Annotated in this window: 23 protein-coding genes; 14 read left to right on the top strand and 9 right to left on the bottom strand. The window is 61.2% G+C overall.

The annotated features are described in order from the left end of the window. Nucleotides 1-20 precede the first annotated feature (20 nt). Nucleotides 21-1,799 carry a caspase family protein gene (locus MTR72_RS19900; RefSeq protein WP_341510858.1) on the top strand — a complete coding sequence of 593 codons (1,779 nt, stop codon included), beginning with the start codon at nt 21-23 and terminating at the stop codon, nt 1,797-1,799. A gap of 19 nt (nt 1,800-1,818) precedes the next feature. Continuing rightward, a complete protein-coding gene (locus MTR72_RS19895) occupies nt 1,819-2,463 on the top strand; it encodes a DUF4384 domain-containing protein (protein ID WP_280964697.1) in 645 nt (214 codons plus the stop codon). 33 nt (nt 2,464-2,496) lie between these two features. Here MTR72_RS19895 and MTR72_RS19890 read toward each other — a convergent pair whose 3' ends face one another. Continuing rightward, on the bottom strand, nt 2,497-3,489 hold the full coding sequence (locus MTR72_RS19890) for a hypothetical protein (protein WP_341510857.1): 993 nt from the start codon (nt 3,487-3,489) through the stop codon (nt 2,497-2,499). Between the two features lie 138 nt (nt 3,490-3,627). Beyond that, nucleotides 3,628-5,487 (bottom strand): caspase family protein, encoded by a 1,860-nt coding sequence (locus MTR72_RS19885; RefSeq protein WP_280964695.1) that lies wholly within the window; start codon nt 5,485-5,487, stop codon nt 3,628-3,630. 575 nt (nt 5,488-6,062) lie between these two features. Between MTR72_RS19885 and MTR72_RS19880 the strand changes: the two genes are divergently transcribed. Then, the gene (locus MTR72_RS19880) at nt 6,063-6,623 is read left to right on the top strand and encodes a hypothetical protein (RefSeq protein WP_280964694.1); all 561 of its coding nucleotides are present in this window, start codon (nt 6,063-6,065) and stop codon (nt 6,621-6,623) included. Nucleotides 6,624-6,809: 186 nt separating this feature from the next. Here the strand turns inward: MTR72_RS19880 and MTR72_RS19875 are convergent, their stop codons facing one another. Both MTR72_RS19875 and MTR72_RS19870 read right to left on the bottom strand, forming a co-directional pair. After that, nucleotides 6,810-6,932, bottom strand: coding sequence for a hypothetical protein (locus tag MTR72_RS19875; RefSeq protein WP_280964693.1), 123 nt, complete (start codon nt 6,930-6,932; stop codon nt 6,810-6,812). 83 nt (nt 6,933-7,015) lie between these two features. Continuing rightward, nucleotides 7,016-7,252 carry a hypothetical protein gene (locus MTR72_RS19870; RefSeq protein ID WP_280971373.1) on the bottom strand — a complete coding sequence of 79 codons (237 nt, stop codon included), beginning with the start codon at nt 7,250-7,252 and terminating at the stop codon, nt 7,016-7,018. A gap of 394 nt (nt 7,253-7,646) precedes the next feature. Here MTR72_RS19870 and MTR72_RS19865 point away from each other — a divergent pair, with 394 nt between their 5' ends. Further along, entirely contained in the window at nt 7,647-8,936 is a 1,290-nt protein-coding gene (locus MTR72_RS19865; RefSeq protein WP_280964691.1) for a c-type cytochrome, read from the top strand. A gap of 37 nt (nt 8,937-8,973) precedes the next feature. On the opposite strand, the gene MTR72_RS19860 is transcribed toward MTR72_RS19865, so the two are convergent. Next, nucleotides 8,974-10,944, bottom strand: coding sequence for a 4Fe-4S binding protein (locus MTR72_RS19860; RefSeq protein WP_280964690.1), 1,971 nt, complete (start codon nt 10,942-10,944; stop codon nt 8,974-8,976). A gap of 194 nt (nt 10,945-11,138) precedes the next feature. Between MTR72_RS19860 and MTR72_RS19855 the strand changes: the two genes are divergently transcribed. From MTR72_RS19855 to MTR72_RS19810, 10 genes are all read left to right on the top strand, one after another. Further along, nucleotides 11,139-11,846 carry a biotin/lipoate--protein ligase family protein gene (locus MTR72_RS19855; protein WP_280964689.1) on the top strand — a complete coding sequence of 236 codons (708 nt, stop codon included), beginning with the start codon at nt 11,139-11,141 and terminating at the stop codon, nt 11,844-11,846. Nucleotides 11,847-11,854: 8 nt separating this feature from the next. Further along, nucleotides 11,855-12,394 (top strand): DUF6505 family protein, encoded by a 540-nt coding sequence (locus MTR72_RS19850; protein ID WP_280971021.1) that lies wholly within the window; start codon nt 11,855-11,857, stop codon nt 12,392-12,394. Beyond that, a complete protein-coding gene (locus tag MTR72_RS19845; protein ID WP_280964688.1) occupies nt 12,391-13,398 on the top strand; it encodes a DUF6352 family protein in 1,008 nt (335 codons plus the stop codon). The genes MTR72_RS19850 and MTR72_RS19845 overlap by 4 nt, the downstream gene beginning before the upstream one ends. Continuing rightward, nucleotides 13,395-13,910, top strand: coding sequence for a DUF3305 domain-containing protein (locus MTR72_RS19840; RefSeq protein ID WP_280964687.1), 516 nt, complete (start codon nt 13,395-13,397; stop codon nt 13,908-13,910). Before MTR72_RS19845 ends, MTR72_RS19840 begins: the two co-directional genes overlap by 4 nt. Beyond that, nucleotides 13,907-14,518 carry a DUF3306 domain-containing protein gene (locus MTR72_RS19835; protein ID WP_280964686.1) on the top strand — a complete coding sequence of 204 codons (612 nt, stop codon included), beginning with the start codon at nt 13,907-13,909 and terminating at the stop codon, nt 14,516-14,518. The genes MTR72_RS19840 and MTR72_RS19835 overlap by 4 nt, the downstream gene beginning before the upstream one ends. Before the next feature lie 131 nt (nt 14,519-14,649). Further along, entirely contained in the window at nt 14,650-15,429 is a 780-nt protein-coding gene (locus MTR72_RS19830; protein ID WP_280964685.1) for a molecular chaperone TorD family protein, read from the top strand. A 30-nt stretch (nt 15,430-15,459) separates the two neighbouring features. Further along, nucleotides 15,460-15,669, top strand: a complete 210-nt coding sequence (locus MTR72_RS19825; protein WP_280964684.1) for a twin-arginine translocation signal domain-containing protein — start codon at nt 15,460-15,462, stop codon at nt 15,667-15,669. Between the two features lie 12 nt (nt 15,670-15,681). Further along, entirely contained in the window at nt 15,682-18,630 is a 2,949-nt protein-coding gene (locus MTR72_RS19820; protein ID WP_280964683.1) for a formate dehydrogenase subunit alpha, read from the top strand. 12 nt (nt 18,631-18,642) lie between these two features. Further along, the gene (gene fdh3B, locus MTR72_RS19815) at nt 18,643-19,239 is read left to right on the top strand and encodes a formate dehydrogenase FDH3 subunit beta (RefSeq protein WP_280964682.1); all 597 of its coding nucleotides are present in this window, start codon (nt 18,643-18,645) and stop codon (nt 19,237-19,239) included. Nucleotides 19,240-19,278: 39 nt separating this feature from the next. Then, the gene (locus MTR72_RS19810) at nt 19,279-20,280 is read left to right on the top strand and encodes a formate dehydrogenase subunit gamma (protein ID WP_280964681.1); all 1,002 of its coding nucleotides are present in this window, start codon (nt 19,279-19,281) and stop codon (nt 20,278-20,280) included. A gap of 35 nt (nt 20,281-20,315) precedes the next feature. Here MTR72_RS19810 and MTR72_RS19805 read toward each other — a convergent pair whose 3' ends face one another. The 4 genes from MTR72_RS19805 to MTR72_RS19790 form a co-directional block, all read right to left on the bottom strand. Next, nucleotides 20,316-20,519, bottom strand: a complete 204-nt coding sequence (locus tag MTR72_RS19805; RefSeq protein WP_280964680.1) for a hypothetical protein — start codon at nt 20,517-20,519, stop codon at nt 20,316-20,318. Nucleotides 20,520-20,708: 189 nt separating this feature from the next. Further along, entirely contained in the window at nt 20,709-20,894 is a 186-nt protein-coding gene (locus MTR72_RS19800; RefSeq protein ID WP_280964679.1) for a hypothetical protein, read from the bottom strand. Nucleotides 20,895-20,977: 83 nt separating this feature from the next. After that, on the bottom strand, nt 20,978-21,184 hold the full coding sequence (locus tag MTR72_RS19795) for a hypothetical protein (protein ID WP_341510856.1): 207 nt from the start codon (nt 21,182-21,184) through the stop codon (nt 20,978-20,980). Nucleotides 21,185-21,503: 319 nt separating this feature from the next. After that, complete coding sequence (locus tag MTR72_RS19790) at nt 21,504-22,280, bottom strand: response regulator transcription factor (RefSeq protein ID WP_280964677.1); 777 nt, start codon at nt 22,278-22,280, stop codon at nt 21,504-21,506. Between the last annotated feature and the right edge of the window lie 681 nt (nt 22,281-22,961).

Below are 22,961 nucleotides of genomic sequence, written 5' to 3'. Positions count from 1 at the left end.
TGAAGTCGAGGTGGATCACGATGCGGGTGCCCAGAGGACTTGATTGCAAGATCGGGTGGCTGTGCGCCACTATCGGGCTCGCTGCGTCGATTGGCCTGACGGTCCCGTACGCACATGCGGCAGGAGGACTGTCGATCAGCAATCCGGACGGGGCGGCCGTACGTGCGCTCGTGATAGGCGTCGACGACTACCAGCACGTGCGCAAGTTGAAGGGCGCGGTCGCCGACGCCACCGACATCGTGACCAGCTTGAAGTCCATGGGTGTCGGCGACGTCGTCGAGCTGACCAACGCCCAAGCCGACAGGGCAAGCGTCCTGCGCGAGATCAGCGCCCTGGTGGAGCGGACAAAGAACAACGACCTCATCTTTCTGTCGATCGCCGGTCATGGCACCCAGGAGCCGGAGCGCGTCAAGGGCTCCGAGCCGGATGGGATGGAGAACGTGTTCCTCCTGCCGGGCTTCGAAACCACGCCGACCGGGTCGGTCGAGCGTATTCTGGGCAGCGAGTTCAACCATTTCATCCGGCAGTTCGAACTGCGCGGCGCGAAGGTGATCTTCGTGGCTGACACTTGCCACGGCGGCGGAATGGTGCGCGACATCGATCCGCGTGCCGAGGAGATGAGCTTCCGGCAGGTGCCGCGCTACACGCTGCTGGTCGATGAACTGAAACCGGTATCGGACAGCAACGATCCGAAGTCTGAGCTCGATTTCGACCACACCGCGTTCCTGGCTGCGGTTGATCGTTACACCAAGGCGCCCGAAGTGCGGATTCCCGGAATCGATGGCCTGCGCGGGGCTCTCAGCTATGCGATCGCTCGGGCGGTGGAAGGCAGTGCGGACATCAATCACGACGGGAAGGTGACGCTCAAGGAGCTCTTCAGCAATGTTCGCCAGGTGGTCTATCAGCTCTCGGATCAGCGCCAGAACGTCGTGACGATATCATCGCCGGCTCAGATTCCTGAAACCGACATCGCGTTCGAACTGACGCGCGGCGTGGTGCTGATCCAAGGGCCGGCCGCGAGAGCGGCGTCTGGTCAGACCGGAGCAGCGGCGCCCGTCGAGGGGCAGGTGCCCGCGCCGTCGGCTGTCACGGCCAAGGCGTCAACCGTTCCGACCCTTGCCGCTGCGACCAATGCCGCTCCGACCAGCGTCGCGCCGACGTCTCTCCGCCCAGCGGCGCCGATCCGACTGGCCGCGCTCGACGGCAAAACGAACTATTTTGCGGGCGTGGCGCCAAAGGATGTCACGGTGCAGGCTGTTCAACCGACGGACAATCCCGACCTGATCTGGGACCCTGTGTCCCACGACGTGATCGCGTGGGGCGATGTGGTCGCCTATGGGGTGGATGTTGCCAGCTTGCCGACTGTGGTTGACCGGACGGCAGCAATTCGTGAGCTCAAGCGCATGGCGACCCGGTCGCCGCAGATCATGCGTATTTGGCCAGACGATCGTCAACAGCGCGCTGGCCAGACCGTCGAAGTGGACTTGTCTGATGTGGCATCACGGGCGGTGCTGCTATTCAATGTCGCCGGCGATGGCACTATCCAGGTGCTGTATCCGGTGGGTTCTGATGCGGCGCTGGCCCGGTCGGCGAGCTTGCGGCTACCGCTCAGGGTGGGCGAGCCGTTCGGTGCGGAGCAGGTCGTTGCAGTGACCTCGCAGCAACGCATGGTTGATCTTGAGACGGTTCTGATGCAGCTCAATCGACGCCGTGCCTCGGGGCAGGTGATCAAGAGCCTCGAGCGTTACTTGCCTGCGGACGCGCGGATCGCCTCGATCGGCTTCTTTAGCGCTCCCTGACTTTTGGGGGAAGCAGGCCATGCCGTCATCGCAGCCGATCCGCACGGAGCGACCATGGTTCGCATTCCTGCTGCTGTTGGGTAGTGGGGCTGCGTCTGCAGCACCGCTGCCACCGGCATCGCTGCATGTCGGTACAGCGCACGCACCATGGCTCTGGTCCGTACAGGCCGCGCGCGGGCAGACCAATGCCGCAAGTGTGTCTCTTGAGATCCTGCCGAGTCAGACCGTCAGCGTCGGCGGCAAGGTGTCTTTCGGCGTGACCGCCAGGAAGCCGGGATATCTCATTCTGGTCGATGTCGATGCCGAAGGGCGCATGTCCCAGATCTTTCCGACTCCCGAGCTGTTGGCGCAGTCGGGCGGCGGCGACATCAATCTCGTCAAGCCCGGCGTCGAATTCGTCGTTCCGACCCCGGCAGCACGGCAGCGGGGATTTGAATATGTCGTCGCACCGCCGACCGGGTCCGCGGTGATGATTGCGATCCTGAGCGAGCGGCGTGTGCAACTGCTCGACTTGCCCGACTTGCCCCGCAAGCTGCAAGGCCAGGCCGAGGCGTTGAGCTATCTTTCTGCCTGGACCAGTGAGCTGCGCGTGCCGGACAAAAGCAGCGGAAAACTGATGTCGAACAATTGGTCGTTCGACATCAAATCTTATTCCATCAAGTGAGCCAAGGATCTGCCAGGCCGGAGCGTGGCAAGGCTACAGTTTGCTCAGCCGGCTGAAGAAGCCGCCCCGGGCGATCATGTAGTGAATGTCCTTCGGAAAGGGGAAAGCGTCGCGAACGTTGGAAATCGCGTGCTGGAGGAATTCCCCGTGCTGTGGCGCCGGCTTATGGTTCAGCCGGGGCTGGTCGGCGACCTGCGGAATCATGAAGCGATCCACGAAGGCCGGATCCAGATCGTTGACCCTGACCATCTGACCGAACGCCGGAAACGAGTCGTAGTGACCCAGGCTTACGCTGAGATTCTTGAGGGCAGGGCGCTGTGGCTGAGCTCGATCGCCATCGATCGTGGCCAGCCCACGTCCGATCAGATCCAGCTTCACAGATTGCGGGAGAGTTGACGGACCATACACGATCTCGAGCGCGCAGCCGTTCTGCCCAGACAGCCATTGATACCAGAATGTCGCATCGTCGGGTTGTGCTCCGGCACCGTAGAGGCAGTCAAATCCCCAACATGCCGTCAGGTTCGACTGATACTTTCCGAGGCTCCCGACAAGATTGCGCATGGCATTACCGCCGCCGGAGTGGCATGCGATGACGAGCTTGCCGACCTGGAGCTGAGGAATGGAATTCGAGGAAGCACCCAGGAATTTTGCAAGAGCCCCAAGGATCTCCTCGAGGTAGCGTTCGCCCCATTTCGGGGCTGCCAAATCCTTCACGTTATAATTTCCGGCAAAGCTGTGGCCGACGGCATATTCGTAGCCCAGGAACGGCGCAATAAGCACTACGTCCTTGCCGGAATCCCGGACCTGTTCGCGCAGCCGTGCAGGATCATTGTGGAACAGGAATTCGTGGTCCCTGACGTAGAAGCCGTGCAGCCAGATCACGACATCGAACTTGGTGGCGGCCGTTACGTGTTTCGGCGGAAGATAGACCGCTGTGGGCTTCATGCCGGGCGCTTGCCGCTTCGTGAAGAGCGTCACACCCGGAAAGGCGTTGAGGTCCTTCTGCTCCAGCTCACAGGCCACCACGCAGGTCGCTCCGCTTCCGCCACGTCAGGTACAGGATACGGCCGAACTGACGTTATGCTCGGTCGTTCGCTGCACTCATGATACCAATTCCGCGCGGCCCAATGGCTGCCGATGAGCCTGCGGCAGCTTTGTGCCGTGCTAGTGACAGACCTCGACATTGCCAGTGTTGCCGCCGGGACCGCCACCGCCACGGTACTCAAGGTGACAGCCGCTCCTGACCTGACGGCACAGATATTGATCACAAACGATCTGGCCGCTCCCGCCGCTGGACTTCGCAGTCGCCTGTCGCCGCGGAACCTCCGCAGTCGGGTTCGGCCTCTCGCGAGGCGAACGGTCTGCACGAAACGGACGCTCGTTGGTATTGCGCTTTGCAACGGGCTTCTTCCCGCGCCGCGTCTCGCATTCATTGTCGTCGTTGAGGAACGAGCCCTCTGCACAGGTGATCCTGCTGCACTGGTCGCCGTCAGCCCTGTAACCATGATCGCAGATCAGGGGACAGACCCGCGACGCTTTGAGCTTGATCGCGTCAAGCGCGTCCAGACTTGCAAGCTTGGCGTCAAATTTGGTTCCCGCGTGCCGATTGAAGAGGGCCAGCGAGCGCTGTGAAGCCGCATTCCATTGACCGTCGATGGCACCGCTGAAACAGCCAACGCGGCTCAATTCGCTTTGGATGGACTTCGCGATATCGGCCTTGGCGATATCAGTCTGTTGCGGTCCCGTGCTCAGCGCAGCAAGCTTGGCGCCCTGGTCATCCTGAACAGGCGCGGCAGCTTCGGAACTAGCCGCGACGTTATTTTCAACGGCCGGCTTAGTCCCGGAGAGCGCGGCGACTATCGCGGCTTCCGATGCGGTCCGCTTTCGCTCGGCCTCGGCTGCCTGCTCCTGCGCCGCTTGCTTTGTCCTCTCGGCAGCAATACGGGCCTCTTCCGCCACCTTCAGATTCGCAGCCGCCTTTTCCTGGTCGGCACGCTGGGCGCCTTCGGACTTGAGCCGCGCTTGCTGCTGCTCGGCCTGCCGCGCCTTCTCTGTCGCTGCGATGCGCGCGTCCTCGGCATCGAGTTGGTTGAGCTGAAGCTTGGCCAGACTTGCGTAATACCCGTCCGGATGCTGGGTCAGGAACGCACTCAGCGCGGCCTTATTGCGGAGCTGCAGGGCCAGTTCGTAATCGCGACGTATTTCCGACTGGGGGTTGGCCGCTTGCGTCGGTTCCTCTGCCATGGGAGCAGGAACCAGCGCAACGTCCTCGCCGCCCAGCGAGCCGTAGACATACGGCTCCTGTCGGTTGCCCGTGGCTTGCAAGACGTCGTCGCGGACGAAGCCGAAAGCCCTGCGCAGGTCGAGTCCCGGCTTTGCGATATACTTCACGAGAGCCGTGGCGTACGGACTATTCTTACTGTTGCCGTCAAGCGCCGTTAATCCGGCCTTTGCCGCAAACGCGATTAGCGTGTTGGACACGGTGGGCTCGACCCTGGCCAGCCCACGGCTGATCGACCTCGAGGCAACCGTTCGTTTCATCGTGTCGGCAAAAGGATTGTTGCGGCATGCGTCGACAATCACAACGCGCAACTGTCGCGCAGGCTCGATCGCCAGCAAGACACGGTCAAGCGAGAACGCCTCGTCATAGATGTCAGTGTCACGTTCAAGCTTGGCGTCTGTCGGGATCAGATAGTTTGTCCCATCGATCTCGATACCGTGACCTGCATAGTACACCAGGGCGATGTCGGCCTCGCGCGCTTGATCGGCGAATTCTCTCAATGCCCGCCGCATGTCGGTCGCCGCAAGGTTGAGCCTCGAGTCAACCACATCAAAACCTGCACCTCTCAACGTTGTGGCGATGGCTGCAGCGTCGTTGGCCGGGTTCGGAAGCAGCGGGGCGTTTTGATAGCTGGAATTGCCGACCACCAAAGCCACGCGCTTTGTCGCCCAGGCGGGCTGAGAGGCCAGGAATAGCGAAGCGGCAAGGAGAAGACAAAATCGGAGACGCCTATAGAAGCTCATGGCGAAACATCCAGCATCTGCCCAAAGAATGGTAGTGTCGCGAAAATGGCCGCGCAGAATTCTCAATTGAATATTCGTAGGCTACTGGCGACTACCAATCTCCGTACAGTAACAATCTCGAGCCCAGTCCACTCTCCTTGTTGTCGTTTGGCGCAATGAACGCGTTCAAGGCCGCGCCGAAGATTGTGGCAGGTCAACTGGCTCGACTAGGCGGTACCCCCGTTCGGTGATCAATCGTTGCGGCGCAAGATGTTGATATAGCTATAGTTTGCGCTCTTGATCGATCCGCTGGGGGACGGCGCGCCCATAGCGAGCGAACGATGTGTCGACGGGGCCATGTGATGGGCTGGAACCGCCGCCTTAGAGGACAGTGCGTGAGGGTTCCCATGCCGGTGATCGGGCCGAGCCAATCTGCGATCGAGATTCATGTCCGCGCAAGCTCGCATGTCGAATGCTGAGTCAGTGCGGCATGCCGAAGCAAGCAGTTCACCGCAGCTTGATCTACAAGTCGTTGTCCAACATCATTTGCTCGCAATGCATGGGAGATGAAGTCGAATCTAACTTTGGAGAACCTTATGTCCATTCCGTTGAAAATTTACATCACGCCATTTGCCGAGAGAGGCGTTCCCGAGTCTGGAAAATGGAGTTGCGACACGGCCAAAAAAGCACTCGATGTCGTCAATACGATCTGGTCGAAGGCCAAGATTGCGTTCGTGATCAATGATTGCCTGATAGACAAGCCGCTCGATATGGCAAAGAGCGCCCGCAACAATGACCAGCGGATGCTGGATGTTCTCAGCCTCCGCCATGCTCCGGATAATGCAGTCCATATTTATCTGGTCAATCCGATCGAAAATCTCTCCGCGGGTGGGAGCTCATACCTTCATAGCGATCCCGAGCCGGCCAGCTTTGTCCAGTGGTATGGCAATGACTTCGCCAATGGACGCGCCTGGGCCCATGAGCTTGGTCATCTCATGAGTGTTGATCACGTCGAGATAGACTACACCAACGAGAGGCAGGCGGCGGCATTGGGCGGCAACCTCATGACGAAAGGATTGAGCGTCGGCAGCGACTTGACCAAGCAGCAAATTGAGACAGCGAAGAGCTCAAAACTGGTCAAGCGATTTGGCGGCTGACGATCGCGTCATACCGCTTGGCTGTCAGGCCTCCGGAGTCAGCCAGCCGGATGCCGCGTCGCCTGCATCGACGCCCACGTGTCGAAGCTGGCAAACCGGGCGGCGGATTGCGGATGATATGGTCCCGCATCGCCGCATGAACATGGATTTCAGGCGAACGCTCCGGGCGCCTCCAGCCAGGCAAACCTAGAGCCGCACGCCGGTCGTAGCAAACGCCTGGGCAACAGGCTCCTGCACCTGATCCAAGATAGCCATTGCCGCAATTGCGATCACAACGGCCGCTCCGCAGCCGAGCAGAAAGGCCTTCATCGGCAAATCTCCATCGTTAAGAAGCTGCATCTTACGAAGGAGGCTTGAGGTGAGCAACTCAGGCGGGCGCTCTAACCTCGTTGTCATGGGCTCTTAAAGATCGGCTCGACCGAGAACGCATCGCTGATCAATCCCAACGATTGAAGTTCGGCACTGTGCAAGTCCACCTCCAAGACGGCGACTAGCAGCCCGAGCACGATGACGGCCATGATGAGGAGAGGCGAGGCTTGTTGTGTCGCAGGATCCGGTGCGACCATGAGCACGCGAACGGCGCGCAGTCGTGAGATCATCCGCAGCAATCGTCCGGATCGCCCCTGCATGCCGTCTTCCTTGACGTGACGAGCAAAGACGTGACGAGCCAAGGCTAGGACTGGCGCCGCCGCCATTCAAGGAAGAAATGCCACGACCGGCTGGCTGATACATTGTACATCGAGGAACGGATAGCGATCCCTCCTCGTTTGAGATGGGGCCACCGAATGAGGATCTCGCGTGAAAGCACCAACAGCCGCCTTATGTTGGGCACGCGTTCGTTCAGTCCGTTCGGGCAGGCTCCGGCTGAAGTCCGCAGGGTCCACTGGAATGCAGACGGCGCCAAGGGCTCACCCCAAAGACAATAGCGGCCAGAGAAGTAGCTGCGGCGCCGCGGACATTTATTCAGGTCAGCACTTCGGGCATTGTTGAGGACATGGCGATAACCGTGGCCGGCAAAGACTGATGGGATTGGCTTCGCGCGCAAGGGTCGCGGTGGCCGTCGTTGCCGCCCTAGCTGCGTTCGCCGCACATGCCGAGATGGCAGGCCACGGCGGCGCCGTTCGGGCACTCGCAGTTTCGCCTGATGGGGAAAGCCTATTGTCGGGGAGCTTCGACACGGCGGCCGTCCGCTGGTCGCTGAAGACTGAAGCGGCCAACGAGGTGCTGCGGTATCATGTTGATGCCGTCAATGCGGTCGCTTTCCTGAAGGACGGTCGGATGATCACGGCGGGCGCCGACGCCCGGATTGCGGTGTGGACGGCGGGCCGGCAGCAGCCCGACCAGATCCTTGAGGGGCATACTGGCCCCGTCGCCGCACTCAGCGTCTCGCCGGATGGATCGGAGCTCGCATCGGCCTCGTGGGACCACAGCGTGCGGCTCTGGTCCTTGGCCGATGGTTCATCCCGCGCATTCGAGGGCCACGCACTGAATGTCAATGGCGTTGCCTTCGCTCCCGATGGCAAGTCGCTTGTGAGTGTCGGCTACGATCTTGCGTTGCGCATCTGGCGTTTGCCGGACGGCCAGTCGGAGACTGTGGCATTGCCGGCGCCACCAAACGCGGTCGCTGTCGCGCCCGATGGCGAGATCGTCGTGGCAAGTGCCGACGGCAAGCTGCGCATGCTGACGGCGGATGGAAAGCCATCCGGCGAGGCAGCGGCAGGCTCGGCACCGATCATCGCCCTGGCGCTCTCCGATGACGGGGCACTGATCGCCGCCGCAGGCATCGGCGGCACGGTCGCCATTGTCGAGCGCAAGTCCCGGAGTGTGCTGCGGACGCTCGTTGGACCTGAGTCTCCTGTTTGGTCGGTCGTTTTCCTGCATGATGCAGCGACGCTCGTCACCGGAGGTGCGGACGGAAAGATCCGCCGCTGGAATGTGCAGAGCGGCGAGCCGGTCGGTTCGAACTTGTTTGGGACGCCAGCCGATCCGCTGGCTACCTATGCAGGCGACCGCGGCGCCGAGGTCTTTCGCGCCTGCGTTGCCTGCCACACCCTGTCGGCGAAGGAGGCGCAACGTGCAGGTCCAACGCTTGCCGGATTGTTCGGCCGAAGAATCGCCTCGCTCCCCGGCTACCGGTTTTCCGAGGCGCTCAAGAAGATGGAAATCGTCTGGACCCCGGAGACCGTCGCAAAGCTGTTTGAAGTGGGGCCGACTGCCTACACGCCCGGAACGAAGATGCCGGAGCAGCGAATTGGCTCGGCCGAAGACCGCCGCGCGCTGACGGATTTCCTCTCCCGCGCCACCTCGCAATAGGCGAGGACGCAGGGGTTATTAGGCAAGAGTCCGCGTCTTAGGTCTTGCTCTCCGATCGGGGCACGTAATCCTCGGCGGTTCGGGGCGGGGCGCGTTCCGGCACGCCCTCGAAGGGATCGAACTGCTGTTCGCTCATTACCGTCACGCGGCAATCCGCGCACATTCTGATGGCGTCGAGGCGCTTGTCGCCGGCCGGATACATCCAATGCCGGCCCTCCAGCTTTGCCGCGATCCGATCGATCGTGCTCTTCACGCCGAACGCCGTGCCACAGCGGATGCAAAACGCAGGCTCTTCCTCCTTGATCACGATCGCGGGCGCGCGGCCGGCGCGGAAGTCGATCTGCGGCTTAAGCGTGATGACCTTCTCGGGACAGGTGCTCTGGCATAACCCACATTGCACGCAGGCATCTTCGACGAATTTGAGTACCGGACGGTCGGGATCGTCGCGCAGCGCACCGGTCGGGCAGGCCGAGACGCAGGAAAGGCACAGCGTGCATCCGCCGGTATCGACGCTCACCGCGCCGATCGGCGCGCCGTGCGGCAGCGCGATGACGTCAACTGGCTTCGGTGCAAGGCGATGCAGTTCGCCCAACGCGAAGCGAAGCAGGTCACGCCGCTTGCCGACAGTCTTGAACGTCGCAGGCGTCTTCACCGCAGCTAATTGTCCGATGTCTTTCAGTTGACCCAGCAACGCATCGGGATCGTCCGTATCGATCGTCGTAACTCGACGCTCATCAAATCCGAGGCCCGCAAGGATGGCCTCCGCCATGCCAATGGTTTGCATGAGGCCGGTCACGTCATGCCGCGGCTTGGCGCGGAGTAGAATCCGCAGCGCGGATGCGCCGTAGGCAAAGGCCCCGATGATGGCCTCAAGCCCAACCTGTGTCACCTCGTTGACGGCCAGCGGGATGACCCGGGCAGGCAGCCCGTCTCCGTGACGGGCGAGGGCGTCGATGAGGGGCGCGCCATGCTGTCCCTCGTGCAGCAACAGGATGGGATTCGATCCGCCCGCCTGGTGGTAGGCGAGCAGCATGGCGCGGATGGTCTGGAGTTGCGCGTCCGCGGGCGGCAACGTGTACGATGCCGCTCCCGTGGGACAAGCCGCGGCACAGTGGCCGCAACCGGCGCAAATTTCGGCGTTGATGGCAACATGATTGCCGGCCGGTGTGATCGCGCTCGTTGGACATAGATCGAGACAGCGATGGCAGCCGATCAAGTTCGAGCGCGCATGAGCGCAAAGGTCGGGCGTGAATTCGATATATTTGGGCTTGTCGAAGCGTCCGACGAGATCTCGGGCGCTCAGGACGACGCGCAGCATGGCGCTCGGGTCCTTGGGATCGGCCCGCAGATAACCATCGCGCAGATCATGCGCCGGAAATAGCGGTCTCGCTCCCGACAGGTCGAGGACGATGTCGCAGTGCGAGGTGGCGCCGCTGCGCGGATTTTCGAAAACGTAATGGTCGCGCGAGGAGGGACGCGGGCGGGCGTAGTCGTCGATCGTGAGCTCGAAAGCGCCCAAATGTCCGCTGGCGGTACGGATTGTTCCCTTGACGACCGGGAAGGGAGTTGCCCCAGGCGGAGTGATTTCGCCCGGCTCGGTCAGCATCACTGTCACATCGAGGTGATCTGAAAGCAGCCGCCCGGCTTCAATCGCCGCCTCGTCTCGGCCGTAGATCAGGACGACCCCATCGCTAGCAAGCGTAACCAATGGATAATCGGGCGCCTGCACCGCGCTCGCAGCGAGCAACGCCGCCATTTTGGGGCCGGCTTGCGCGCCTTCGGACGACCAGCCGGCCGTCTCGCGAATGTTCACAAAAGCGACTGGCGCGGAGCGCTCACCCGCTTCCTCCGCAAACAATGATTGCTGATACGTGCAGGCAACGGTCAGAGGGCCGTTTGCCTTTGCAACTTCGCGAAAGTGGTCGAGCTCGACCCCGCACAGGTGACGAAAGCAACTGATGTCGCTGTTGCCGCATCCGCGCTTGATCGCGGCAACATCAAGCCCCATCGTGTCTTCACACGAGCAAATCAGGACGGTCTTTGCTGGCTGCTCCAGGTTCATGCCTCCCTAGACGGCGGCGGACGACGGACTCGCACCAATCCTTCGCCTCGTATAAATATTGTCAATCAGGCAAAAGGAGAGTGGAGGACGGCCTGCGGTCGACCCCAACCAGCCACGTTTCCACGGCGGAACCGATCCAATTGCCGCCACCCTTTACGCTGGTCCGGTTACGGGAGAGCGGGGACGCGTTTGCTCATGCATGCCGCATTGCACCCGAAAGCGGTGCCGGCACTCTGGTCTATGTCGGGCGCTTCGAGCTTGCCGAGTTCGCCGTGGTGCTGGAGCCGGCCGAGCCGCTGACGACCGCGCGCCGCGCTCTCTACGCCTGCATGGTTGCCCTAACTGACGCTCTGCGCGCCTATGCGCCGCCGACCAAGGAGATTGCGATCGGCTGGCCAGACGCAGTCAGGATCGACGGCGGGCTGGTCGGCGGGGGGCGGATGGGTTGGCCCGCGTGTGCGGACGAAGATGAGCCGCCCGGGTGGCTGGTCTTCGGAGCCATGATCCGAACCGTGGCGATGAGCGACGGCGATCCCGGTGTTTATCCCCTTGCTTCCGCCCTCGATCAGGAGGGATTTGGTGAAGCAGGAGCGGTGCAGGTGACTGAGAGTTTTGCGCGTCACCTGATGCGGGCGTTTCACACATGGCAGGTCGATGGATTTGACGGCATCGGGCGCGAATTTCTCAGCCGCGTCCCACGCGAGCGGCGAATGCAGCGGTGCATCGACGATCGCGGCGATCTGCTCACCCGCCGCACCGGCAGTGACACGACCGAACGAGCGGTCCTTGTTGAGGCGCTAGCCGTGCCATCCTGGCTTGATCCAGCGCTTGGAGGGCCAAGGCTGTGACAAAGGCCGTGAAACTTCTGCGCACCATCGCGCTCGATGCCTCCGACACTTTCGTGTTCGACGTGCCGGCGGTACCGGGCGAATGGGCCGTCTCCGGCGGCTTCCGCTTCTGCGATCATGATCCGGCGAAGCTGAGCGGAAAGGGCCGCGCCGCCTTCCGCGCCGGCTTTCTCGGCGTGCAATCCTGGGGCTGGTCGACGCTGGCGCAGATTGTTCCGGCGACGGGGCACGATGTTGAGGCGCTGATCGAGCTTCTTGCCAGGCAACTCGTCGATCTTTTCGGCGCACCAGATTTGGCAATTGCGAGGGCCGCTGCGGAAGAGGAAGTCGCCTTCGCGCAGTCGCTCTGCACGCATCCGATCGGCTCGCTGATTGCCGTCCACCGCTCGGTAAGCGGAGGCGAAGTCCGCGAGGCCTTCCGCAGGCTGCAACTCCGCGAAGGGCAGGGGCATGGCAAGGCATTCTCGTTCATGGAAGTCGAGGACGATGTCGAAGCCGATAGCGGCCTCAATTTCGCGAACATGGGCCAGGAGCCGCGCCACCGATGAATGATTTCTGGATCGCATGCGGCCATCATCTGCTCGATCGTGACGAGAGCGGCGGACTTCGCGTCACCGACGAATTCTTGAAGGCCTATTTTGCCCGTCCCGAGCTGATGCCGCCGAAAGATGCGTGCCCGATCGAACGAAGCCTGCACCGCGAGATGCTTGCCGATCCGCGCCGGCCGGTCGGCGCGCAGCAAGTCGCTGCAATCGCCGATGAGGACGCGCGGGAGAACTGGCGTTTCGTTCTGGAATTTCGTGATCTCATCCTGCGCCACCCGACGCTCGAAGCTGCGTACCTCGCAACCGTGCGTTCGCGATCGAACGATTTGCCGCCGCTGTTCATCAATCAGCTCGTCCACGTGATCCTGCGTAACGCCCTTGACGGCAGCCAGGACCCATTCGTGCTGCGAGCCGCAGAGCTGTTCTACCGGCCGCAACGGATCCTGCCGCATGAACAGGCTCTCCTGCTTGGCGATGAAGAAACTGTCGGCGGCAGCAGCCCAACACCGATGTTGTCGCTGATCTCAATGCTGGGCGCGCGGACGGACGCTCAGCTCGATGTGCTGAGCGAGGAGAACGCCGCGAGCTATTGGAAGCGGAGCGACCTGTTCGACATGGCGCTCGATCTCACTGCCGACGGGCGAGGCTCGCGGGCGCTGACGGAAGTGATGACCCGATGGATCTCCCACCTGCTCGGGATCGACGTTGCCATCAAACCATTGGCAGAGTTACGCGAGGTAAGGCTGGCCTGGTATATTGGGCTGGACAGTGAGGCCACCAAAATGGGCGATCGGCTCTGGCATGGCGATAAGCTTGACGAGCGCAGCGCAGGGCGGGTGCTCTCGCTATTTCGCCTGACCTTTGCGGATCCGGCCCTGGCCATGGAGATCTTGCAGGGGGAGCCGGTCTATCTGATCCTGGCAATGACCGCCGATCAAAAGCTCCGCATGAAACCGCAGAATCTGTTGACGGGGCTCCCGATCAAGCGCCTGGAAGCCATCTCATGAGCACCGCGGCCCTGCCTCTTCTGCGCATCCCCGTCGGCGTCCTCGTCGAACGTGGCCGGGCGGAGTCGGCCTGGGCGGATTTCATCTGGCGCTCTATAGCCGTATTGCCTGACAAGACGGACACAAAGCCATGGACCATTCTGCGCGAGCAGGACGGCACGACGCTGTTCTACGCCGGCAACGCAACGGTTGATCTGTACGTATCGGAAACCGCGCGTTACCGTGACAATCTCGCCTCTGGCCTGCCGAGCATCTGGGTAATCTTGAGTCCATCCGAGGGGCCTTGGCCTTATGCCGTCGCCGCCGCGACCGCTGATCCCGCGGAGGGTGAGGGATTTACCGAAGCGGCTGACAATCTGGTTGAAGCCGTGCCGATGCCCCAGACGTTGCGCGAGACGATTGAAAGCTTCATCGCCGAACACCACGTCGAGAGGGAATTCGTCAAGCGCGAGCGACGGCGCGCCGATCCCGAGGCCTTGGCACGTCGGCAGCATGAAGGCGGGCATGAATGACTGAGGAACAATTCCTTGCGCGCTGGTCACGCCGCAAGGGCGAGTCAAAAGCGAAGGCGTCGCCTCCAGAGAAGACCAGGCCTGCCCGCGAGGCATCGGCGCCAAGCCCGACCGCTGAAGGCGAGTCCGAGCTCGATCTTTCGAGCCTGCCGTCGATCGATTCAATCACCGCCATGACCGACGTTACCGCGTTCCTGCGCAGTGGTATTCCACCGGAATTGACGCGTGCGGCTCTTCGCCGCGCCTGGTTGGCCGATCCGGCGATCCGCGATTTCGTTGGACTTGCCGAGAACGCCTGGGACTTCAATGATCCGAATGCCATGCCGGGGTTCGGGCCTCTCGACTGCTCGCAGGCCGAGCTGGCCGCCTTGGTCGATCGCATCGTCGGCGGTGTGCGCGAGGCTGCGCAAGTCCTGCCTAACACGCCCACACGGCCGCAAGACTTCCCGGAGACCAGTCCGGATCCGGCGCTTGTGCACTCCGCTGTACTTACAGGGCGACCGGATCAAGCAGTCGTCACGGACATTGCAACGCCCGTCGCATTGCAACCGAACACGGAAGGCGAGCCCGTGCGGCGCCGCACACATGGCGGCGCGCTGCCGCGCTAGTTTCGACCAAAGGCTATAGCCCCAAACTATGCCGCGCGATTGACCGTCTGCGGAACCAGGTCTAGGCTTTCCTAGCGCTTTGTTACGAAAGCAATAAATCGTCCATTCGGGTCTCGTCGACGGAGGTCCATGTGCGTGATGCTGGGCTTGATCGCGCCATTAACGCCGCAGGCGGCGTGGCCCAGCTTGCGCGCGAAATTGGTATCAGCCAGCCCTCGGTTTCAAACTGGCGCATGATACCCGCTCAGCGAGTAATTGCGGTCGAAGCGGCAACCGGAGTTCCCCGCGCCGAGCTGCGGCCTGATCTCTACGGCGAACTGAAGGTATCGCAGGATAGCATCGATCCGATCGATGTCGCGCGAGCGCAGGAATACACCCTTCTCGCTGCCTTGTTGGCGGCTGCGCCGTCCAAGAGACTGCTCGATCGCCTTGCAGCTTTGAGCGGAGACGCGACGCTTCTCGGTCAGGCTCACGCCGCCTTGGCGGAAGCCGCTTCACGCGCGATCGCAGGCCAAGTCGAACGCGAATACTTCGAGCTGTTCGTGGGTCTTGGCCGCGGTGAGTTGCTGCCCTACGCCTCCTATTATCTGACTGGTTTCCTCAACGAAAAGCCGCTGTCACGGCTCCGGGCCGATCTCGATGTGCTCGGCATAGCGCGCGCCGAGAACAATCCCGAGCCGGAGGATCATGCCGCTGTGCTCTGCGAGATCATGGCGGGAATGGCTGATGGCCGCCTGGAAACGTCGTTCGGCACGCAGCGCGATCTGTTCGAAAAGCACGTGGCGCCGTGGATGGGGCGTCTGTTCGCCGACATGGAGCAGGCGGCAAGCGCAAAATTCTATCGGGCGGTCGGAACGCTTGGTCGTCTGTTTATCGAGATCGAAAGGCAAGCATTCACGTTCGCCGAGTGACCAGCCGCGTTTAGGTCCGGGAGATGTGTAATGAACCACGAAAAGAAAACGACCGTCGGACGGCGGGATTTCCTTCGCAAGGTCGGCATCGGCACGGTGGGTGCGAGCGCCACGCTGGCGACGCCACTCGTCGGCTCCGCTCGAGCCGATAGCGAGAACAATGATGAGAAGCGCAAGGCGCGCTACAAGGAATCCGATCACGTGAAGGCCTTTTATCGCGTCAACCGCTATCCCGCCTGAGGGAGGCTGCCCGTGCTGATCAAGCGAACACATCATCATTCCGGATCCGACCGCCGCGGCTCTGCCGCGGACTCTCTGGCAAGCCACACCAGCGGTCTTGATCGCCGCACCTTCCTGCGCCGGTCCGGTCTTGCGGGTGGGGCGCTCGCGGCGCTCGGCGTCATGCCGATTTCCGGCGTGCGTAAGGCGGAAGCCGCCGTGGCGGGTCCGCTGACCGCAGGTGCCACCGTCAGGAAAAGCATCTGCACGCATTGTTCGGTCGGATGCACCGTGACCGCGGAAGTGTTGAACGGGGTCTGGATCGGCCAGGAGCCGAGCTGGGAGTCCCCGATCAATCGCGGATCGCACTGCGCAAAGGGAGCTTCCGTGCGCGAATTGGTGCACAGCGAGCGACGCTTGCGCTATCCGATGAAGCTCGTGAACGGACAATGGACGCGCGTCTCCTGGGAGACCGCGATCAATGAGATTGGCGACAAGATCGTCGAAGTTCGCGAGAAGTCGGGTCCCGATTCCGTTTATTGGCTCGGATCGGCCAAGATGACCAACGAAGGCGCCTATCTATTTCGCAAGCTCGGCGCGTTCTGGGGAACGAACAATACCGATCATCAGGCGCGCATCTGTCATTCCACCACCGTCACCGGCGTGGCCAACACCTGGGGCTACGGCGCGATGACCAACAGCTACAATGACATTCGCAATGCCAAGACCCAAGTCGTGCTGGGCGGCAATCCCGCGGAGGCGCATCCGGTATCGCTGCAGCATCTGCTGGAGGGCAAGGAGCTGCAGCGGGCCAATTTTATCGTCATCGACCCGCGCATGACGCGGACCGCGGCGCATGCGACCGAGTATGTGCGCATGCGGCCGGGCACGGATATCCCGGTGCTGTATGGCATGATGTGGCACATCCTCAAAAACGGTTGGGAGGACAAGGAATTCATTCAGCAGCGGGTCTACGGCTTCGACGATCTCCGCAAGGAGGTGGAGAAGTGGACTCCGGAAGAGGTCGAGCGCGTCAGCGGCATTCCCGGCGAACAGCTCAAGCGCGTTGCCAAGATGTTCGCGACAGAGAAGCCGGCAACCCTGATCTGGGCCATGGGCCAGACCCAGAAGACGGTCGGCACCGCCAATGTACGCGCAAGCTGCATTGCATTGCTGATGACCGGAAACGTCGGCAAGGCCGGCGCGGGTGCCAACATCTTCCGCGGCCACGACAACGTGCAGGGCGCGACCGACGTTGGCCTCGATATCGTGACACTGCCATTCTACTACGGCCTCGCCGAGGGTGCATGGAAGCACTGGTCGCGGGTCTGGGAGGTCGACTACGATTACTTGAAGTCGCGCTTCGATTCCAAACAGATCATGGAAACGCCCGGCATTCCGCTCACCCGCTGGTTCGAGGCGGTGACGCTGCCGAAAGATCAGGTCGCGCAGAAGGACAATGTGCGGGCGGTGTTCGTGCAGGGGCACGCTTCAAACAGTATCACCCGCATTCCGGAATCTCTCAAAGGCCTGAAGGCGCTCGAACTGCTCGTCATTGCCGACCCGCATCCGACCACTTGGGCCTCGCTTTCGGTCGAAGCGGGACGCAAGGACGGCGTCTATATTCTGCCGGTTGCGACGCAATTCGAGTGTAAGGGCTCGCGCGTCGCATCGAACCGATCGCTCCAGTGGGGCGAGCAGATCGTCAAGCCGGTTTTCGAGTCGAAAGACGATCTCGAGGTTATCTATTTGATGGCGAAGAAGCTCGGCTTTGCCGACAAGATGTTCAAGAACATTAAGGTCGAGAACAATCTTCCCGAGGCCGAGGACGTCCTGCGCGAGATGAACCGCGGGAGCTGGTCGACCGGCTATTGCGGGCAATCGCCGGAGCGGCTCAAGGCGCACATGAAGAACCAGGCGAAGTTCGACATGCTGACGATGCGGGCGCCCAAGGACGATCCCGAGGTCGGCGGCGACTATTACGGTCTGCCGTGGCCGTGCTGGGGATCACCAGAGGTCAAGCATCCCGGTACGCCGCTGCTCTACAACACCAATCTGCACGTGATGGACGGCGGTGGCACGTTCCGGCCGCGCTTCGGCATCGAGCGCGAGGAAAAGCTGCCGGACGGAACCACGCGCAAGGTCAGCCTGCTGGCAGACAAGTCCTATTCCAAAGATTCCGAGATCCAGGATGGTTATCCCGAATTCACGCTGGCGAGTCTGAAGAAGCTCGGATGGGACACAGATCTCACTGAAGCGGAGATGGCTACGATCACGAAGGTCAATCCCGCCAATCCGGACGCGGTGTCGTGGTCGCTCGATCTTTCAGGGGGAATCCAGAGGGTCGCGCTCAAGCACGGGTGCGTGCCATATGGTAACGGCAAGGCGCGCATGAACGCCTTCGGCTTGCCGGATCCGATCCCGGTCCATCGCGAGCCGATCTACACGCCACGCGTCGACCTCGTCGAGAAATATCCGACGCTGCCCGATGCCAAGCAGTTCCGCATGCCAAATATCGGCTTCTCCGTGCAGAAGGCTGCGGTGGAAAAGGGAATTGCAAAGCAGTTTCCGCTCATCCTCTCCTCGGGGCGCTTGGTCGAGTATGAGGGCGGCGGCGAGGAGACGCGTACCAATCCGTGGCTTGCCGAACTGCAGCAGGACATGTTCATCGAGATCAATCCTGCCGACGCCGCTGATCGCGGTATCAAGGACGGCGGCTGGGTCTGGGTCACGGGCGCCGAGAACAATTCGAAGGCGCGGATGAAGGCGCTCGTCACCGAGCGTGTCGGCAAGGGTGTCGCATGGATGCCCTTCCACTTCGGCGGCTGGCTCGCGGGCAAGGATCTTCGCGGCGCCTACCCGAAGGGGACCGATCCGATCGTTCTTGGCGAAAGTGCGAACACAATCACGACCTACGGATATGATCCCGCGACGGGCATGCAGGAGCCCAAGGTCACTCTTTGTCAGATCGCGGCGGCATAAGGAGCAGCGACGATGGCACGTATGAAGTTCCTCTGCGACGCCGACCGTTGTATCGAATGCAATGCCTGCGTCACCGCTTGCAAGAACGAGCACGAGGTGCCCTGGGGCATTAACCGGCGCCGCGTCGTCACCATCAATGACGGCAAGCCAGGCGAGCGTTCGATCTCGATGGCCTGCATGCACTGCACCGACGCCCCCTGTGCGGCCGTGTGCCCCGTGAACTGCTTTTATACCACCGCCGATGGCGTCGTGCTGCACTCCAAGGACCTCTGCATCGGCTGTGGTTATTGCTTCTACGCCTGTCCGTTCGGCGCGCCGCAATATCCAAAAGTCGGAAACTTCGGCTCACGCGGCAAGATGGACAAATGCACCTACTGTGCCGGCGGTCCCGAGGCCGACGGCAGCAAGGAGGAATACGAGAAGTACGGCGCGAACCGGCTGGCCGAGGGCAAGCTGCCGCTGTGTGCCGAAATGTGCTCGACCAAGTCGTTACTCGCAGGCGACGGCGAGATTATTGCTCAGATCTACAGGGAACGCGTGATGAAGCGCGGCTACGGCTCCGGGGCGTGGGGCTGGAAGACCGCGTATCGCGAAACGATCGAGTCCTGACCCGGACCGCAGTCAAGGGCGCGACATCGGGAGGCGCAGATGGCGTCATTTGGAAGATTCATTCACCTGGCATTCGGTGCATGCGCGCTGCTCCTGGTGATGACGGCGACCCCAGCGGGTGCCCAACAGGTCAACCCGACCGCAAGCTCCGTCAAGGAGCAGCAACTGCTGCAGGAGCTGAATCGGATCCAGGGCCGCGTCAGCATTCCTGATCAGAGGTCGGGCGTGCTCGAGCAGCCGCAGGGGCGCGAATGGCGCGAGTTTCGCAACGTCACGCTGCGTTGGATCGGCGGCGTCGCGATTATCGGCATGCTGGCTGTGCTCGTGATCTTCTATCTCACCCGTGGCATGGTGCGTCTCGAAAGCGGTCGATCGGGACGCTCCATCGTGCGCTTCACGCTGTTTGAGCGCTTCGTGCATTGGATGACGGCCACCTGCTTCATCATTCTGGCCATATCAGGACTGAACATTACCTTCGGGCGGCCGCTGCTGTTGCCGTTGATCGGCTTTGAGGCCTTCTCTGAGTGGTCCCAATGGGCGAAGTACGCCCACAACTATCTGAGCTTCCCGTTCACCATCGGCGTCGTCCTGATCTTCCTGATGTGGATCGCCGGAAATATCCCGAACAAGGTGGATGTTGCATGGCTCAGGCGGGGAGGGGGTATTGTCGGTCATGATCATCCGCCGGCGTATCGCTTCAACGCCGGCCAGAAGATGATTTACTGGATCGTCGTGATCGGAGGCGGTCTCGTTGCTGCGACGGGATACGAACTAATGTTCCCGTTCTATATCAGCGGCATCGAAGGCATGCAGATGGCCCAGATCGTTCACTCCGTCGTGGCCATGTTGTTCGTGGCCGCAATGATCGCGCACATCTATATCGGCACAATCGGAATGGAGGGCGCGTTCGAAGCCATGGGCTCAGGCGGCGTCGACCTCAATTGGGCCCGCGAACATCACAGCCTCTGGCTCGACGAGCAGATGGCGCGAACGGGACCGAACGACCAACGGCCGCAACGCGCAACCGCTGCCGCGGAATGAAAGGGAGTGCCCGAAAGAGGCTGGTCCAGTAAGCTCTACTGTGTCCGCTCTTTCGCAAACACGACTGACCGGTCCTCGATCTTCTGCTCGGGCAGGGTGCTCGCTCGACCTCTCTGCAGCTCTTGAATGTCTGGCATGCCGCTCTGGGCAAAGCGAGAAAGTCCATGCGATCTGAGCATGCTGGTGGCCGCACTGATCACAAGCAGGCCCGCGACAAGCGAAAGCATAAGGCGTTTCATGGGACATCTCCGTCTGGAGTTGCATCCGCCAGAACGGAGTAAGCCTTAGTGTGTCCCGGTCATGTGAGCCGCCTCACATCTTCCGAGCTTTTTTCTTCCGAGCTTTTTTCGAGTTCCCTCCGTTGGACAGAGTGCGCTCGATTCAGGAGCTTTGAAACGACGATTTCCGCAACCCGGCCCGATCAGTCCTCAGTCCTCGTCCGGTTCGCGCACAACCGCCGGTTCGTTGGGGTCGTTGCGGTCGTCGTCCTCCTCGTCGTCGTTCTCGTCTTCTTCGTCGTCATCAGGGTCCCGGGGCGGTGACGTGTTGCCCCTGGTCGCGGAGGAGTTCAAGCCGACCGATCTGAAAGACTCGTTGGGAATTGGGTAAGTCATGTCATTGGCCTCGGTGGGAAACTGGTTTGGGACTCTGCGTTTTGTTCCGGATAATGGGGTGTCCCGGGTGAGATCGGTCGCGCTTAGTGACCTGATATCGGCTGGTCCGGCGCACGGTCCAGTGGCGCGTGAGGTTTCGCGAGGCCCATCGTACCGGGCGGGGTCTCGTTGTCGACCTTTCTGGTTCCAACCCGCTCAAACGTCGTGGCGAACGCTGCGACGAGCGCGACTATCACTGCAATGGCGGAAAATGCGATCGCGGTACGGTGGTTATTCCGCTCGACGCTCATGACGGACTCCACTCTGGGGTAAAAACGTCAGGCGGCGTCGCTGGTTCCCGCGCAACTGGTTTGGCGAAGACAGGACTGCCTGGAGCGGAGCAGGAATGGGCTCGGGCTTGGCCACGGCCGCCGCCGCTGGTGAAGTGGGGAGGCGCGCGTCGGACCGGCGAATATGCACGTCAAGGAGTCGCTGGGGCAGGGAATAGATGAGCGTTGAGCTGTCGCGACGATCGGAGATCGAAAGCGTCACCTCGTCAGCGCGCAGCTCCCTTGATCGAAATTGGGTCTCCCACAATGTCCGTCGCAGATACAGTCGAAATCTGGTGGCTCATGCCGCAGAAGCGCCTTTGTCCTCGATCGCTCCATCTAGGTCTTGCGCGAGCGGTTCGAGATGTTCGACCAGCTCCGCCGTATCCGACGGTACATTCAACCGATGATTCATCGCCCAAATCGCCGCTTGGGTACGGTTGGTCACGCCGATCTTGCGAAAGATCGCTTTCACGTGCGCTTTGACGGTAGGCTCCGCGATTTTGAAATGTCGCGCCACGTGCTTGTTCGAATCGCCTCGGACGATGCGATCGAGAATAGCGATTTCGCGCGCGGAGAGTTGTTTGAAAACGTGTGATTCGGTGTCAACAACAGGGTCCCACTGCGACACAGTTTGCGCTGGCAGCGAGAATCGACGGTCGAGATGCAGCTCGATCTCGGTTGACCAAAGACGCGCGTCGATAACCGTGATCTGTCCGCTTGTTACGGTGTGCAGCGAGCTCACGAGAACTCTCGGCATGATCGAGCTGAAGATCGCCGCGTTAGCTCCCTCATCCAACGCGCTCTTCAGATGTTGCGCACTGCTCTCGTCGCCAACAGCAACGATGAACGACAGCGGGCAACGAGTTCTAATTCGCTTACAGATGAAATCTCGGCTCGGCCCTACGCGGACGATGACCAGGAAAGGCTTATCACACGGCAGCGCGCCGAGATCGTCGAGTTCAATTCCGCAACACTGTGGACGGAAACAAGTTCTGGATAGGATGAGGCGGAGACCCTCTCGAAATAGTCCATCGTCCTCAAGGATGAATGTTGGCACCACCGGCTCATTTGACATACTCAACTCGCCTCAAATGGAAGTAGAACCTTTATCAGTTCCCCCTTCGGAAGAAGGTGCTCCCTTGCAGTTTCATTGCCAAGTTTTCCTAATCTCTTTGTGCAACACATCCGATCCGAAAAAGGCGGGACATATCAAATGTTAATAAAGTCAGAGTTCTGAAAACAAAAGTTGTTACAAGTTTCTCGAAAAGTGTAGGAGCGGAACCTTGTGTCGATTAGACGGTGATCCAAATCCGAGAGTCTAATTAAACCGAATGAGCTAGTCCTTTCCAGATCGGCGTCGACGGTTGCACCAACCGGAACAGCTTTCAAATGAGCCAGTGAGGTTCACGTTTTCAAAGTTGGCCCTGTCACTCGAGCTAAGTTGGCGACAGCAGCAATGGGCGCCAAATGGACGAGGGAGGAAACACCGCGGGTCGTGGCCGGTTCCTGCGAATCGCATCTTTTTTGTTCGACAAGCCAATCCAAGGTCGTATGCATTTGCCATCGTGAAGTCTGCTCAACGTGTGTTTTGAGCGGCGGAAATTCGCTGACGTTCGCAGAGATCGAGGCAAACTAGTGTTCGCGCTGACGGGCGAACGGACCGCTGCAGCGTAAGGACGAGATTTCCAAACCGTCGGCGGTGCTTACAGGCCGACAGGAGTACTTCCCCATCTCCTGACGATATCCAATCGATGGG

This window comes from Bradyrhizobium sp. ISRA442 (genome assembly GCF_038085055.1).
Lineage (GTDB): Bacteria > Pseudomonadota > Alphaproteobacteria > Rhizobiales > Xanthobacteraceae > Bradyrhizobium.
The sequence above is the reverse complement of the archived record's forward strand: the minus strand, read 5'-3'. Positions and strand labels throughout refer to the sequence as shown.